This window comes from Labrys neptuniae (assembly GCF_040797145.1).
In the GTDB taxonomy this organism is placed as follows: domain Bacteria; phylum Pseudomonadota; class Alphaproteobacteria; order Rhizobiales; family Labraceae; genus Labrys; species Labrys neptuniae.
Genome location: NZ_JBFNQD010000005.1, coordinates 73,996 through 88,698, shown reverse-complemented (window position 1 = coordinate 88,698; position 14,703 = coordinate 73,996). Strand labels below are relative to the sequence as shown.

Below are 14,703 nucleotides of genomic sequence, written 5' to 3'. Positions count from 1 at the left end.
GTCCGTTTTGTCAGCGTCTTGCCGGCCTGGCTTCCAGCCAGGCGCGCAGGCGCGGTGCCACCAGCCGGACGAACAGGGCGGTGAGAAGGACCGAAACCATCACGCCGCCGACCAGTTTCGCCAGGCTGACTTCCAAAAGGGCGGCCTGGGCCAGGATGGCGCAGGCCGAGGTGAAGCCAAGCAGTGGTCCGGCTCGCGCAGAGTGCACCAGCCAGCGGTAGATGCGACCATAGAGATAGCCGAAGACCAGGATGACGGCCATCATCGGCAAAGGGCCGAAATCGATGTAGAGTTCGGCCATGTAGCCCAGGCTGATCGAGGTGCCGCGATAGGTGCCCGACAGGCCGCCCGTGTAGTAGTTGGTGCGGCGCGTGTCGTCGACCTGGCTCTTATCGGCAAACAGGATGCGCGGCATGAAGGGGCGGCTCGCCGCATCCAGCAGGAGCGCGCCCTTCTCATGGGGGATGGTCTGCGGGACGCGGGCGAGAACCACCGCGAACAATTCGACATAGGAAATTCGGTGGAGCATCTTCCCGGTCGCCTCCGACATCGAGGCGCCGTCGAGCCTGCCGAGGAGCTGGGCTATGGTGGCCAGCCGCTCGCCGAGGTCGAGCGTGACGGCCTGCGAGGCCGAACCTCCGGAGGCGGCATTGCGATAGTCTTCCTTGATGGCCGTCCACAGGATTCCGCTGACGACAATCAGACAGACCAGGATCGCTCCGCCCGCGATGTGAAGGCCGCGCAGGCGCGTTCCGGCCATGGCCGTGGCAAAGAGGGTGAAGAACATCACCGTCTTGAAATCGGAGAAATACCCGCCCGTGCTCATGGCCAGTTCGGCAAGAAAGACACAGGAAAACAAGGGGTTGCCTAGCTGATTTCGCACGAAGGATGCATAGGCGAACATCATGAAGAACGCCCATTTCAATCCGGCCAGGGCGAGGAGCGGCTGCGCAAGCCCGGGAATGAGCGCGGCAGCCTGGAGGGCGCCGACCGCGACGATCGAGGCCGCGAGATAGAGAAAGAACCAGGTGGCGAGCGGCCGGGCCAGCACCGCCTCCCGTGCCTGCCGGCTGGCGGCCCTGTCGGGCGGGCCGCTGCCGAGCCGCATGCCCAGCGCCAGGAACAGCAGGCCGGCCAGGGTCAGCAGGATCGCTGACTTGTTGTCCCCGCCATAGATCGTATAGGCGCTGACGTCGATGCCGAGCCAATTGGCATGGAAGGCCGATATCGAGGCCTGCAGCCATTGATAGGCGAAGATGAACAACCCGATCGGCGGCTCGCCCGGCCGCCACAGCAGGGCGACGCCGGCCACGAGCACGACCAGGCTGAAGGTGGTGAGCAGGGCGTTCTCGGCGGGCAGGTTCAAAATGGCGAGCAGCACCGCGCCGACAATCACGGCCCCGGGCAGCGGGGCTGCCGAGCGTGGGGAGGTGGCCGATATCGGCATCAGGTCAGGGCTCCCGACGTCCTGCGCTGGGAGGGCGCCTTTTCGAGGCAGGACGATAGGGCAGCCTCGATGCCATCGACAGCGGCGCCTACGCTATAGCGGCGGACCAGCGACGCAAGGGCCTCCTTCGTTGCGAGCCCCGTCGGCAGATCGGCGAGGGCTCCGGCAAGCGCGCTGACGTTACCGGTCTCGAAGGTCCGTCCGGTGCGGGGATCGGCGGCCAGGTCGGGGGCGCAGCCACATTGATCGGATACGATGATGGGCCGCCCGCAAGCCTGGGCTTCATTTGCCACGAGGCCCCAGGTTTCCTGCCCGGAGGAGGGCAACGCCAGCCCGTCGCAGGCGGCATAGAAAGCCGGCATTTCGGTCTGGTTGCGAAAACCGAGGAAATGCAGCCGTACTCCGACCTCTGCGGCGCGCGTGAGCACCACCTCGCGCATCGGACCATCGCCGGCGATCATCACCTCGATCTCGCATCCTTTGCTGCGGCACAGCGCTGCCGCCTCGATGAGGTCGAGAAGACGCTTACGTTCGACCAATTTGCCCGCAAACGCGATGGCCCGGCTGCCCTCGGCAATGGACAGGCTGGTGCGCAGGGCCTGGCGGGCCTCAGGCGTCGCCCGCGTGGCAAACCAGTCCGTGTCGACGCAATGGGGCGAAAAATGCAGCCGCTCGGGTGGGTAGCCATAATGACGGTAATAGGCCAGGGAGTTCTGCCCGACATAGAGCACCGCATCGAAGAGGCGCAGCAGGCGGGGATAGGCCGCCTGCTTGGTCCAGGCCTTCAGGCGCCGGCGCGGTGTCAACAGATGGCTGTCTCCTCGCACCAGCACGGGCAGGTTGAGGCGCCGGGCGGCGGCAATGCTCTGGAGATAGGATTTCAGGGCCCAGCCGCAGATGAGCAGGGCATCGAAACCGCCCTCCTGCAGGGCCCCGGCGATGGCGGGCGTATCGCAGCCGAAGAAATGATCCACGCCTGGGTTCCTGGCCTTGTTGGCAAGGAAGCGATGCGGGTAGCCGCTGGTGAGATCTATGTCCCAGTCGAACGCCACCCCGAAGCCGGCCTCGGCCTGCTGCCGGGGCGTGGGATTGTGCGCGAAGAAGACCTCCAGCTCCATGCGCCTGGCGAGTTCCCGGAAGATCGGCGCCTGGTACTGGATCGGATGGGAGGTGAGAACAGCCAGGCGCATGATCAGAGCAGCCCATCGAAAATGGCGCCATAGCGGCCGGCAATCGCCCGGGCCGAGAAGGGCTCCAGGAGATCCTGCCGGGCCTGACCGAGGCTGGCGGGGTCGAGGGCCAGGCGTTCCAATCCGGCGGCGATGCCCCGCGGCAGGCCGGCCAGGCCGCTTGCGTCGGCGAAGGAGAAATGGATGCCCCCGCCTGCTGCCGTGAGAAGGGCGTGGGCGCTGGACTGGCGGTGAAACAGCGAAAGATAAGGGCGCTGCGTCAGCAAGGCAGGATAGATCTTGGACGCCGTGTAGTGGGCCTCGTCCGAGCCGACCAGCAGGAGGCCCTGGGACTCAGCCATCAGTTGCAGCGCTTCGGCATAGGCAAGGCGCTGGGGCGTCTCGACGACGAGATCGGCGACGCCTTCCGCCTCGGCAAGCGGACGGATGGAGTACGTATCGCAGCCATTGGCCTGATTGCTGGTGCCGATGAAATGCAGACGCAGGCGCGCCGCAAGCTGCGGATGACGTGCCCTCACCGTGGCAAGGCCTTTCAGAAGGATGCGGAAAAGCTCCTGCGAGCGTGGCAGTGCCGTACCGACATAACTCAGATTGATCATCGCCGGATCGAGCCGGCTCGGGCGGGTGCCCGGCATGGCCCGGAGGAGATCGAGATCGCCGGGATCCCCGCCGATCGGCAACGCTGCCATGCGCGAGGCGTCGAGCCAGGAATGGCGCGCGGCCAATTCCTCGTTCTGGCGTGCGGAGACCGATGTCACGAAACGGGCCCTGCGCAAAGCCGGCCCTTCGAGGCGAAGCGCGAGCTGGTGGGATAGCCCGGCCTTGCTCAACCGTTTTTGATCCCCGCCCCAGGCCGAAACCCAGGGGTCCTGGAAATCGAGCACCACCGGCACGCCGAATTTCGGCTCGATCCAGCGCGACATCAGCATGGGGTAGAAGGGCGATCCCGTGATCAGCACGGCGTCGATTCGCCTGGTCGAGAGCAGTTCGGCCGCGCGGCTCGAAAGGGCCGACCAGGCCCGCAGGCTGAGATCCCCGATACCCAAACGGCGTGTCATGCGGGCTTGCAGGGCGGGAACCTTGACGATCTCCAGCCCCGGCGAGACCAGACTGCCGAGCAGGGGATCGGGTTCCTGCTCGTAGAAGCGATCATCCACGCAGAGGACGACAGGGGTCCAGCCCGCTGCCGGCAGGTGATTGGCCAAATGCCGGGCCCGATGCACGCAGGCCAGATTGGACGGCGGGAAATAGGGCGAGACGATCAGGACGGTGCGCGGGAGGGTCATGCCCGCCTCCGCGACGAACCGTCCAGGGCTTGGCGCGCCAGATCGACCACGATCGCGCCTTCCCGATCCCAATTATAGGTTTTCTGCGCAAGATCGAACGCGCATGCCCGCGCTTGCGCCAAGCGCGCCGAATCCTGCAGCAGGCTGTCGAGGCTGGCAGCCAGGCTCACGGCATCGCCAGCTGTGAAAAGTGCGGTGGCAAGCGGATGCAAGCCGGCGAACGCCCGCTGAGCCGGCGTATCGGAGAGGATGGCGGGGAGCCCGGCCATGAGATAGGTGAACAGCTTGTTGGAGAGGGCGAAGGCGTTGTTGGCCGTGTGCCCCGGTTCAGCGCACAGGCCGAGATCATGGTTGGCGGCCAGCCGGATGAGTTCGCCGGGCAGCGCGGAGGGCTGGAAATGCAGGCGCTCCGGCACGCCCTCCTGTTGCGCAAGGCTCTGCAATTGGTCTGCATAGGGCGCATCCACATGGCCGCGCAGATAGAGGTGCGGTCTTGAGGCGGCCCTCGCAATGGCCTTGATGGCACATTCGAGGCCGCGATCGGAGCCGATCACCTGCGAGAACCAGTAGAGCGAGGGACCTGGATCGGCCGTGCCCCTGGCGGTTGGGCGATCCGGGGCCTGCGACAGCGGAAAGCTGTTCAGCACGACCTGCGGCGGGTACATGGCGTAGGCCTGCGCATAGGCACGTGCGATCTCGGGCGAGGCGGCGGTGATATAGCGGCATCCCGGCAAGGCTGCGGCCTCGATGGCGCGCAGATGCGAGCGGTTCGGCTCTGCTGCCGGGCCGTCGCGCCATTCGCCGAGATGGAAATCCTCGGCGTCATAGGCATAGCCTGCCCCAAAGCGCAGGGCCGCGGCCCTGGCCGCCGGCAGGGCCGGCGGATAATGGGCGATGTAGAGATCGGCCGCGATGCGGCTGGCTGCGGCCATCAGGACGGGTGTGAACACGCTGAAGGCCCGGGAGCTGAAAAGGCGCCTGCCGCTCGCGGCGTGTGCAGCCCCCGCGAGTTCCTGGCCGAGCCGGCGCAGGCGCCAGCCCGCCCGCGAGCGCAGGTCGATGCGCTCGATCCGGAACGGCGCCTCTCTCAGGATGGATTGATCGCGCGGCTCCACGCCTTCCAGCATGCGGATGGCGACCACGGTGACGGTAAAGCCCGCCTCATGCAGGGCATGCGCCTCCTTGACCACACGCGGATTGGATCCGAGCTGGCCCGGGGTGAGGATACAGATATGAGATCCCGGGTGGGGGCCTGTCATGTCCGCTCCATCTGGGGCATCGGGGACCCCTGACCGGAGCTACGCAGGCGCTCCCTAAGGCCGTCGGCCAAAGCGGCACGATAAGCCGGCCATTGATGACGACGGGCCGTCTCGAGCGCGCCGGTCCGCATGGCTTGCAGGTGCTGGCGGTTGTCGAGGCACCAGGCCAGGGCCTGCGTCAAAGCCTCTGCATCGGCTGAGGGAATGACGAGCCCGTTCTCGGGCGTGACCAGGTCGGCCGCGCCCGTCATGTCGGTGACGATCACCGGCAGGCCGTGTGCCATGGCTTCGGCCACGACCATGCCGAAACCGTCGGCAAGGCTGGGAAACACCAGGACATCGGCCTGTTCGAAGGCCTGGAACAGATCGGCACGCGGGCGGGGCCCATGGAAGCGGACCGTCTCACCAGCCTGGGCAAGAAGGTCGGCGGGCAGCTCGATCCGGCCATAGATATCCAGCCTGGCATGATCAGCGGCCGGCAGTCGGCGCCAGGCCTCGAGCAGATAGGGCACGCCCTTGCCCAGGGTGACATTGCCGGCATAGACCACACGCAGGGCCTTCGCATCGTTCCTGCGTGGGGGCGGCTCGCGATCGAGCACCGGGGGAGCGCCGAGGGGGACGACCAGGATCTTGGCCGGATCCGCGCCCCCGGCGATATGGGAACGGGCGGTGAGGGCGGAATTGGTGACGATGAGATCGGCGAGCCCGATCTCCGCGTCGCGTCTCGCCTGCCTTCGCGCAAAGCGATCCGAGAAATAGGCGGCATTGGCATCGTCGAGCTGCTTCCACCGGGCCAGTTCACGCCGCCTGATGTTCTCGAATTGCCGGCTGCTGAGGGAGGGCAGGTGCAGTATGCGTGCCGCTTGTTCCCGTGCTGCGCGCTGGAAGCTCGCCAGCGCCGTATATTCGAAGGCATGGATGGCGTCGGCCCCGGGCACGTGGCGGCTGGCGACGGTGGCATCGAAGCGGTGGCTCATCCGGTCCCAGATGCGGTCGACGGTCACCGGCCCTGCGCCGCCCTTGGCCACGACGCTGCGCAGAATCTCCCAGGCCGGATAGGCCTGCACGAGGCTGTGCGGGACCGTCTCGATCGAACGGCGTAACAATTGTTCTCTTAGCGCCGCAGCCTGGCGCGACGGCAGGGTGCGCAGCAGGCGATCGCCCCAGCCCTGCGTGGAATAGTGGAAACCGGTCACGAAGGTCTTCAGCCAACCCTGTTCATGCAGGGCCAGGGCGATCTGCTGGGCATGCAGCATGGTGCCGGGATAGCTCAGCACCGACCTCATGCGGCAGCCCTCGAACCCCGTCCCGCGATCATGGCCTCGTAGATCTCTAAATAGCGATCGGTGACCGCATCCTCGCTATAGAACGTCTCGACCCGCTGCCGGCACGCGGCTCGTTCGATCCTCTTGAGTTCGGCGACTGCCGCTGCCATCTCCTCGACGGTGTCGACGACATAGCCGGTGCGGCCATGCTCGACCACTTCGGGGACGGCACCGCGTCGAAAGCCGATGACCGGCGTGCCGCAAGCCATCGCCTCCGCCATCACGATGCCGAAGGGCTCTTCCCACAGGATGGGCATCAGCAGGGCCGCGGCGCCACCGAGCAACGCGTCCTTCTGCCGGTCGTCGACGGGCCCAACATAGTCGATATCGCCGTCATGCAGATGGGGCGCGACATGGGCCTCGAACCAGGCCCGGTGCTCGGCAGCCAGATTGCCGGCGATGACCAGCCGCCGACCGGCCAGCCGCGCCGCTGTGATGGCAAGGTGCGGCCCCTTGATTTCTTCCACACGCCCCAGGAACACCAGCGGCGCATCGACCGGTATCTGCTCCCGGAGGGTATAGGTCTCGCTCGGCACGCCATTGGGAACGATGTGCCAGACGCCGATATGCCTGACATGGCGCACCATATGCTCGCTGATACCCGAGAATTGCAGCGTGCCGCGCGACAGGCGCTGCGCCAGCCCGGTGGTGCGCGGGCTGATCTCGCGCTGGTAGGTCATCAGCTTGGGGATCGCGCGCGGCAGGAGCGGCGCCAGATAGGCCAGTCGGGAGAAGCTGTGGATGATGTCGAAACGCTGGCCGGCGATCGCCCTCGCCAGTTCGCCGGCATTCCTGACCGTGTCGAAGCGCGAAAGGCTGCTCGCGCCGGGCCAGGCCCGCTTTGGGACGGGGCATTGCGAGGACGGGTGCGCGAACAGGGTCAAGTCGTGGCCGCGTGCCACCAGGCGGCGTGCCAGCATGTCGACCACGCGTTCGATGCCGCCATAGAATTGCGGCGGCACCGGCAGCTCGGGATCGCAGGTCAGGGCAATCCTCATGGCGTGATCCTCGCGAGCCGGCTTTCCGGGGCGAGGGCGGGCGGCAGCGACCGGTAGAGGCCGATCATGTCGTCGGCGACATCGGCCTGGCTGCGCAAGAGGCCCTGGAATTTCGGCAGGGGGCCCTCAGATTTGCGAGCCACCAGCCGCTCGATCGCCTTGGCCCAGTCCGGCACGGAGCCGGGCCGGAGCAATTCGCCGGCCTTCGTCCCGGCCACAAGCTCGGCGATGCCGCCGAGATCCGATCCCAGCACGTAGAGGCCGGCCGCCTGTGCTTCCAGCACGACCAGCGGACCGGTCTCCAGCCAGAGCGAGGGCACGACGAGAACATCGTGCGCGGCCAGGGTCTCGGCGATCTCCGAATGAGGCCGGGGCGGGTGGAACCGGATGCGCGAATCGCCTGCGGCCAGGGCTCGCACTTCAGCCTCATAGCCATCGTCCTCAGCGGCGCCGATGGCGTAGATGGAAAGTTCGACTGGCATCTTCTCCGGCAGGCTGCGGAGGGCGGCGACTGCGACATGAATACCCTTGGCCCGGTCCCATCGCCCGAGATAGACGAGCCGCAGCCTGGTGTCCTCCGATCTCTTTCGAGCCGCAGCTTGCCCGGCCTCCGCCAGATAGGACGCCGCGAGGCCATGGCGGCTGAGCGCGAGTTTGTCGGGCGGCGCGCCATTGCGCGTCAGCGTGTCGGCGAGCCATTGGCAGACGGCGACAAGCCGGTCGCTCAGCTCGAAGGCTTCGTCCAGCTCCTGCGCTTTCCCGAGGGCGAGTGCCCTTGCCGACAGCGCGGTGGCAAGCCGCGTGCGACCCTGCCAGGCCCTGGCGGCAAGGGCGCGGGGCAGCCGGCCGACCGCCCAGGCGGCGGCGCGCGGGGCGCCGCGGCTCTCGGCCCAGCAGGCGCCGCAGCGGGTCTCCTCGACGAGGCCGTCGCAAGGGGTCTCTCCGAAGCGAAGCAAGGTACCGCGCAGGCACACGGCTCCGGCAACATGAAGGGTCAGGACGGTTCTCAGCCCCTGTGCGCGGGCGGCGCGCAGATGGTCGAGACCGCATCCCGTCGTCCAGGAATGCTGGTGATAGATGGCGCGCGGATTCTGCCGGAGCAAAGCCTGGAAACGATCGAACTGGCCATGCCTGCGCGTGCCCGATCCAGGCTGTCTCGTCTCGGGCAACTCGACCGGATAGGTCCACACCGTCGTGCCCAGGTGTTCGTAGCGGTCCGGCGCGCCCGGCGCTCGCGGCACGAGCACGGCACATGTCAGGCCTTTGTGCGAGAGTTCCTGCACCAGCCCTTCCAGATAGACTTCGGTGCCGCCGAGATCATAGGGCGGATACCAGGCGGTCGCCATGACGACATCGGCTGGCTTCTCGCTCATGGCCGCCCCATCATCGACAGCAGGCCATGCGCGGCGCGCAGCCCCAGCAGGCGGGCGAGCGGCGTTGCGATACGCGTATGCCGCGATTGGCGAAGGCCGAGCGTACGGCTTGCGGCGCTCGCTTCGAAAAAGCCCTGGTCCCGGCAGCGCAGCAGGCCACGCCCGGCATTGTCGTAGAGGTCGCACAGTGTGGCGATGCGGTCCGAAGTGAGGGTGCCGTGCTCGCGCCACAGTGCCTCGATCTGCCGGCCGTTGCGGAGCACGTCACGCCAGAACCGCACCGGCTCACGCCGCGACAGGCTCTGTGCCGTGATCCGGTAGCGGGCGCCAATATGGGCGCTGGGCACGAAACGTGCTCCGTGAAAGGCCGCATCGAACATGAAGCGAGCGTCCTGGATCACCGGCAGATCGGGGCGAAAGCCGCCGATCGCCTCGACCAGTCGGCGGCGATAGAGCAGGGCGCCCGTGGTGATCCAGACATGGCTGGCGATCGCTCTTTCCGCGTCCTGGCGCAGCGCCGGCCAGTCGATGCCGCGGGCCTGCGAGAGGGTGGCAGTGCCCTGTTCGTCCGTGCTGAACTCCTGATAGTCGCAGGCGACCGCATCGGCCTCCTCGGCGACGGCAAGGCGCCGTTCGAGGGTGCCTGGCGTGAGCAGATCGTCCGCATCGAGGAACAGCAGCCATTCGGAGGAGGTTTCGGCGATGCCGCGATTGCGCGCCGCCGAGACGCCGCGATTGGGGCCCTCGATGACGCGATCGGCAGGCAGATAGCGCCGGGCGATCTCGGCCGAACCGTCGGTCGAACCATCGTCGATGACCACGAGTTCGGCGAGGCCGGGCTGGCCGATGGCACTTTCGAGCGTTTGCGCCAAGGTGAGGCCGGCATTGTAGCAGGGGATGACGACGGCAACGCCTGGCAGGAACGGCGGCATGTCAGCAAGGCTTCCCGGCGGTGTCGGGTCGACGGATAAGAAGAGGCGGCCGCGCGGCATAGATTACGGCCGCAGGAAGCGAAAGCCCCAGGGTCAGGGCCCTTGCAAGAGGGGTACCGCCGCGCAGATAGCCCGGGTGTCGCGCTTCGCTCGCAATCACCCGCAGCAAAGCCAGCAAGACGCCCGGCCAGCTACGGCCGGTCTTGCGGCGGAAATAGGCCGTCTGCCGCATCAGGCGCGCGGCTGCCTCCATCAGCGAGCGGCGATACCAGGTGCCGTTTTCCTGCCGGTTGTGATGCTGAGCCTGCAGATCGGGGTGACGGACGAGACGCAACCCCTGCTGCTTGAGGCGGTGGGAGAATTCGGCATCCTCGAAATTGCGGTCGAGGCGCTCGTCGAAGCCGCCCGCCGCCATGAAATCCTGCTTGTGCATGGCCAGCGCGCAGGTGGGCAGAAAGATCAATGGATCATCATCGCGCCCGTTCAAAGGGTTGCCATCCGCGCGCCCTATCGCGCCCTGCTGGGGCCAAGTCGCGCCCCACGCTGCCTGAGGCTTCTCGAGCATCAGCGAAAGCAGGCGTGGAATGTAGGATCTTTCGAGTTCCATATCGTCATCCAGGAACAGCAGGATGTCGCAGGATGCTGCATTTGCGCCGATATTTCGGGCCCTGGAAACATTGGCCTGAGCAAGACTGATGAAGCGCAGGCAAGCGAAATGCTCCGAAAAGCCCCGCAACTTCGAAAGGTCGGCGCCGGGCGTCTGGTCGACGATGGCTACGTCGAGATCGCAGGCCTGGTCGATCACCGATAATTTCGCAAGCAGGCTGGGCAGCCGCTCGACACGCCGGAAGGTCGGCACCACCACGGAGACGAGTGCCGGCGAAGACATCTGCTTCAAGCGGATATCCGTCGCGCCCACAGATTCTCCTCTGGAACGTCCTGTTCGGGCGAATAGCGAACCCCGTCGATTGTCAGCAGTTCGTAGCCGAAATCAGAAAAATACGCTGTGAGGTGGCTGGCCGCGATCGCATAGTCAAAGCGGGAGGGAAGGTACTCGAACAGGATATGCCGCGGCCGAAGGACGGAATTGCGGAACATGTCGTCGATGATGGCAAGATCATAGCCCTCGATATCGATCTTCATCACGGCGGCGGCCGCGATATCCAAGCGGTCGGCGAGTTCAGCGATCGTGACGGCCATGGTGAGGAGGCGCCGCGTTTCATCCGGTCTTCTGGGCCTCATGGTGCCAAGCGCTCCTGCTTCCGGAAGGCCGAATTCGATGAAGCCGGTCGCATCGGCAAGTGGTGAGGTTACCGGCAAGACCCGATCCTCGACCTTGCTCAGCCGGATATTGTCGAGAAGCCGGAAGCAAACCCCGGGGTGGGGCTCGATGGCGATCACACGTCCGGCCGGTCCCACCATGCGTGCGGCGGCAATACTGTATTGGCCCACATTGGCGCCGAGGTCGATCACCGTTTCCCCGCTCCCGATGAGGGATTGAAACAGAGCCAGGCTTTTGGGTTCGTAGGAGCCGTGCAGGAACATGGCATGCTGCACATAGTCGACAAGGTCCAGCTTGAACGTCCCGAAGGCCAAGCGGGCGATGACATGGCGAAAGGGCCGGCTGGCGCGCAGCCAGTCGTAAAGCCGAAGCTTCATCGGATGGTCCGGCATGTGCCAGTAGCGGCGCAGAAGCCGGGCGTGCAGCGGTAGGGATGATGCCGCTGTCATTCCTGCCTTTCAAAGGTGATCGGCACGGCCACGCATCCGCGTTCATAGGATTGCTGGAAATCGAAGCCCGCACGCCCCGGATCGGATTGCACGACATCGAAGCAGATGGGCTGGGACAGGCGATGAAACTCCTCGACCCAAGGCTTGGACAGCCACAGATGCAGCTCGTAGCTTCCCCGTGCCAGCGGCAGGGCGCCAATCTCCAGGAACACGCGATTGGTGCCGGGGTAAATGTCGAATTCCTGGCCATGCATTGGTGCTGTCGATGAATAGATCAGCTTGCGCCCCAATCCGTCATGGATTTCGATTTCGATCGCCGCGCGCCGCCGATCCGGGGATTGAATCATGCAGGTGACCGCGAGCTTCTCGCCGAACAGGATCTGGTTGGCGGCCAGGGTGGCTCTGGCGATATGCGGCCCCAAGGGTGGCCGGTCCTCGACCACCACACCATCGTCGCCCCGGAAAAGAGCGGAATAGCGCGCAATGGTCTCGGCAGCGGCGCCGTGGTGGAGAATGCGCCCGCCGTCAAGCAGGATGGCATTCTGACATAGAGCGCCGATGGCGCTGAGATTGTGGCTGACGAGCAGGACCGTCCGGCCCTGGCCCGCGATCTCGTTCATCTTGCCAAGGCATTTCTTCTGGAATTCCGCATCACCGACGGCGAGGACCTCGTCCACGATCAGGATTTCCGGCTCGAGATGCGCCGCAACGGCGAAGGCCAGGCGCGTATACATGCCGCTGGAATAGTGCTTGATCGGCGTATCGATGAATTTCTCCACCTCGGAAAAGGCAACAATCCGATCGAATTTGCGGGCGACCTCACTGCTGGTCATGCCGATGATGGCGCCGTTCAGCCGGATATTCTCCCGTCCCGTCAGCTCGGGATGAAAGCCGGTGCCAACCTCCAGGAGGCTGGCAATCCGGCCTCTTACTTCGATACGGCCCGTCGTCGGTGCCGTAATGCGCGAGAGGATCTTGAGGAGCGTGGATTTTCCAGCCCCGTTCCGCCCGATGATCCCCATCACCTCGCCGGGATGCACGTCGAATGAGACATCGGACAGGGCAAGGAAGCGGTCATCCTTGCTAGCCGGCCTTGCCGAGGGACGAAAACGCCCGGTGACGATGCCGACCAGTGCCTCCCGAAAGGTACGCAGGGACGGATTGTGACCGCCCCTGACATATTCCTTGCTAACCCCGCGGGCGCGGATGCTCGGCGCACTCATCGTGAACGAGTTCTTCGTTGGACGTCAGAGGATATCCGCAAAGCGCCTCTCCACCCGTTCGAAATACCACACGCCGAGGACGAAGAGCCCGAGCGACAGGAGCAGCGAGAGGCCGATCGACAGCCAATCGAAAGGATGCCCGAGGAAGGCCGAGCGGAAGCCTTCCACCAGCCCGGCCATGGGGTTGAGGAACAACAGCCAGCGCCAGGCTTCGGGCACTAGGCTGGCCGGATAGACGACCGGGGTGGCGAACATCCAGAACTGCAACAGGAAGGGAACGACGAAGCGGAAATCGCGATAGGTGGCCGTGAGCGCCGAAAGCCCGGTGCCGATGCCCAACGCGCAGAGAATGACCCCGGCCATCAGGAGAGGAGCCACGAGAAGGTTGATGCTCCAGCCGACACCATAGATCAGCATCATCACCAGCAAGAGCGCGGTCGTGACCAGGAAGTCGACGAGGCCGGCCCCCGTGGAGGCGAGCGGGATGATCAGGCGCGGGAAGTAGACCTTGCTGATCAGATTGACGGATCCGACCAGCGATCCTGCCGCAGCGGTCAGGGCGTTGGAGAAGAAAACCCAGGGCAGGAGGCCCGCATAGACGAAGATCGGATAGGGCGAACCGTCGGTGGGAATCTTGGCGAGATGCCCGAACAGCACCGAGAAGATCAGCATCAGCAAGACGGGCTGGATGATCGCCCAGGCGAAGCCCAGCACGGTCTGCTTATAGCGGACTTTGATATCGCGCTCCGTCAGCACCCAGGCGAGGTCGCGATAACGCCAGATCTCGTAAAGGTCGGTGAAACGCCATAGCCGGTCTGGAACGATGAGCGTGACCGCCGGGGTTGGCTCCGGCGGAGGCTGGTTGCCCCTAATTGGATCAGAATCGGCTTGATACAAGATGGTCGACCTGTGCGGCGAAATGGGAGAAGGCAAAACGACTGGGGTGCTCCGCCGTGGGCCTGCCTTGATCGAGACAGGCGATGATCGCCTCGGCGAGGTTTTGGGGGGCGCTGGCGTCGACGAGCGTGCCGAGTTCTCCCTCCGCCAGGGCATCGGTGCTGCCATCGCCCTTGGCTGCGACGATCGGCAGTCCCGCGGCCGCCGCCTCCAGAAAGACGATGCCGAAGCCCTCTCCCGTGCTCGGCATGGCGAAGACATCGGCCAGGCGATAGATGTCCGGCAACTGGTCATCGGCAACCGGCCCGGTGAAGCGGATCAGCTCCGAAACCCCCAGCCGCTGCCCGATCCCGGCGAGACGGTCGCGATCGTCCCCCTCGCCGGCGATGAGGTAGAGTATGTCCGGATAGCGGCTTCTGATCCAAGGCAGGGCCTCGATGACACGGTCATGGCCCTTGTAGCGCTCCTGCGAGGACAGGCGGCCCACGGTGAGGATCACCTTGCGTCCCCGCGTGCCGAGGCGATCGGTGAGACCGGCAGGCGGCGCGCCGGGCGAGAAGCGCTCGTCGACCGTATTCGGCAAGACGCGCAGGCGCTCCGGTTCGATGTCGCTCCAGGTGAGGGCACGATTTCGGGTCGCCCGGCTGACCGCGGTGATCAATCGGGCCTGCTGCACGGCCTGACGGATGGCGAGGTTCGGCCTGGCCCAGCTCTCGATGCCGTGCAGCTGCAGCCAGAGCGGCGTCCGTGCCAGCCTGGAGAGTACGGCCGCGAGCGGCGCCATGAAGAGGTGGCCGCAAAAGATCAGATCATAGCGATGCGAGGTCAACTGCCCGAACGCTGTCACACTATAGGCCAACCGGCCCGTCCGGGGGGCCAGTTGAACGACATGAGCGGGCAGGTCCGTCGAGGTGCCGGCCGACCGGGGCAGGACGACGATATCCCCGACGCTGGTACTTGCAACCAGAGCGGTAAGGAAATCCCTGTTGTAGCGGGCAATGCCGCCCGGCATGCCCCAGCCATCGGAGAGCAAGGCCAATAT

The 14,703-nt window shown here is 65.7% G+C and carries 13 protein-coding genes; all 13 read right to left on the bottom strand.

The features are described from left to right. Window positions 1–10 precede the first annotated feature (10 nt). From ABXS05_RS16405 to ABXS05_RS16345, 13 genes are read right to left on the bottom strand one after another with little or no spacing between them, the layout of a single operon-like run. Window positions 11–1,447, bottom strand: coding sequence for a DUF8712 domain-containing protein (locus ABXS05_RS16405; RefSeq protein WP_367624666.1), 1,437 nt, complete (start codon window positions 1,445–1,447; stop codon window positions 11–13). Beyond that, window positions 1,447–2,637 carry a glycosyltransferase family 4 protein gene (locus ABXS05_RS16400; RefSeq protein WP_367624665.1) on the bottom strand — a complete coding sequence of 397 codons (1,191 nt, stop codon included), beginning with the start codon at window positions 2,635–2,637 and terminating at the stop codon, window positions 1,447–1,449. Before ABXS05_RS16400 ends, ABXS05_RS16405 begins: the two co-directional genes overlap by 1 nt. 2 nt (window positions 2,638–2,639) lie before the next feature. Continuing rightward, window positions 2,640–3,923: a glycosyltransferase gene (locus tag ABXS05_RS16395; RefSeq protein WP_367624664.1), complete on the bottom strand. Its 1,284-nt coding sequence runs from the start codon at window positions 3,921–3,923 to the stop codon at window positions 2,640–2,642. Next, complete coding sequence (locus ABXS05_RS16390; RefSeq protein WP_367624663.1) at window positions 3,920–5,182, bottom strand: glycosyltransferase; 1,263 nt, start codon at window positions 5,180–5,182, stop codon at window positions 3,920–3,922. The genes ABXS05_RS16395 and ABXS05_RS16390 overlap by 4 nt, the downstream gene beginning before the upstream one ends. Continuing rightward, window positions 5,179–6,468, bottom strand: coding sequence for a glycosyltransferase family 4 protein (locus ABXS05_RS16385; protein WP_367624662.1), 1,290 nt, complete (start codon window positions 6,466–6,468; stop codon window positions 5,179–5,181). The genes ABXS05_RS16390 and ABXS05_RS16385 overlap by 4 nt, the downstream gene beginning before the upstream one ends. Continuing rightward, window positions 6,465–7,505, bottom strand: a complete 1,041-nt coding sequence (locus ABXS05_RS16380) for a glycosyltransferase (protein WP_367624661.1) — start codon at window positions 7,503–7,505, stop codon at window positions 6,465–6,467. Before ABXS05_RS16380 ends, ABXS05_RS16385 begins: the two co-directional genes overlap by 4 nt. Continuing rightward, window positions 7,502–8,878, bottom strand: a complete 1,377-nt coding sequence (locus ABXS05_RS16375; RefSeq protein WP_367624660.1) for a glycosyltransferase — start codon at window positions 8,876–8,878, stop codon at window positions 7,502–7,504. Before ABXS05_RS16375 ends, ABXS05_RS16380 begins: the two co-directional genes overlap by 4 nt. After that, window positions 8,875–9,810, bottom strand: a complete 936-nt coding sequence (locus ABXS05_RS16370) for a glycosyltransferase family 2 protein (protein ID WP_367624659.1) — start codon at window positions 9,808–9,810, stop codon at window positions 8,875–8,877. Before ABXS05_RS16370 ends, ABXS05_RS16375 begins: the two co-directional genes overlap by 4 nt. A 1-nt stretch (window position 9,811) precedes the next feature. Further along, entirely contained in the window at window positions 9,812–10,699 is an 888-nt protein-coding gene (locus tag ABXS05_RS16365; RefSeq protein ID WP_367624882.1) for a glycosyltransferase family 2 protein, read from the bottom strand. A gap of 5 nt (window positions 10,700–10,704) precedes the next feature. Then, a complete protein-coding gene (locus ABXS05_RS16360; protein ID WP_367624658.1) occupies window positions 10,705–11,541 on the bottom strand; it encodes an FkbM family methyltransferase in 837 nt (278 codons plus the stop codon). Beyond that, entirely contained in the window at window positions 11,538–12,764 is a 1,227-nt protein-coding gene (locus ABXS05_RS16355) for an ABC transporter ATP-binding protein (protein ID WP_367624657.1), read from the bottom strand. The genes ABXS05_RS16360 and ABXS05_RS16355 overlap by 4 nt, the downstream gene beginning before the upstream one ends. Before the next feature lie 24 nt (window positions 12,765–12,788). Beyond that, window positions 12,789–13,661 (bottom strand): ABC transporter permease, encoded by an 873-nt coding sequence (locus ABXS05_RS16350; protein ID WP_367624656.1) that lies wholly within the window; start codon window positions 13,659–13,661, stop codon window positions 12,789–12,791. Beyond that, entirely contained in the window at window positions 13,642–14,700 is a 1,059-nt protein-coding gene (locus tag ABXS05_RS16345) for a glycosyltransferase family 4 protein (protein WP_367624655.1), read from the bottom strand. The genes ABXS05_RS16350 and ABXS05_RS16345 overlap by 20 nt, the downstream gene beginning before the upstream one ends. Window positions 14,701–14,703: the final 3 nt, after the last annotated feature.

Bases quoted from the DNA above. Each gene is read 5' to 3' on its own strand.
- ABXS05_RS16370 (WP_367624659.1), bottom strand. From the start codon at position 9,810: ATGCCGCCGTTCCTGCCAGGCGTTGCCGTCGTCATCCCCTGCTACAAT.
- ABXS05_RS16390 (WP_367624663.1), bottom strand. From the start codon at position 5,182: ATGACAGGCCCCCACCCGGGATCTCATATCTGTATCCTCACCCCGGGC.
- ABXS05_RS16365 (WP_367624882.1), bottom strand. From the start codon at position 10,699: ATGTCTTCGCCGGCACTCGTCTCCGTGGTGGTGCCGACCTTCCGGCGT.
- ABXS05_RS16360 (WP_367624658.1), bottom strand. From the start codon at position 11,541: ATGACAGCGGCATCATCCCTACCGCTGCACGCCCGGCTTCTGCGCCGC.
- ABXS05_RS16385 (WP_367624662.1), bottom strand. From the start codon at position 6,468: ATGAGGTCGGTGCTGAGCTATCCCGGCACCATGCTGCATGCCCAGCAG.
- ABXS05_RS16395 (WP_367624664.1), bottom strand. From the start codon at position 3,923: ATGACCCTCCCGCGCACCGTCCTGATCGTCTCGCCCTATTTCCCGCCG.
- ABXS05_RS16405 (WP_367624666.1), bottom strand. From the start codon at position 1,447: ATGCCGATATCGGCCACCTCCCCACGCTCGGCAGCCCCGCTGCCCGGG.
- ABXS05_RS16355 (WP_367624657.1), bottom strand. From the start codon at position 12,764: ATGAGTGCGCCGAGCATCCGCGCCCGCGGGGTTAGCAAGGAATATGTC.
- ABXS05_RS16400 (WP_367624665.1), bottom strand. From the start codon at position 2,637: ATGCGCCTGGCTGTTCTCACCTCCCATCCGATCCAGTACCAGGCGCCG.
- ABXS05_RS16380 (WP_367624661.1), bottom strand. From the start codon at position 7,505: ATGAGGATTGCCCTGACCTGCGATCCCGAGCTGCCGGTGCCGCCGCAA.
- ABXS05_RS16375 (WP_367624660.1), bottom strand. From the start codon at position 8,878: ATGAGCGAGAAGCCAGCCGATGTCGTCATGGCGACCGCCTGGTATCCG.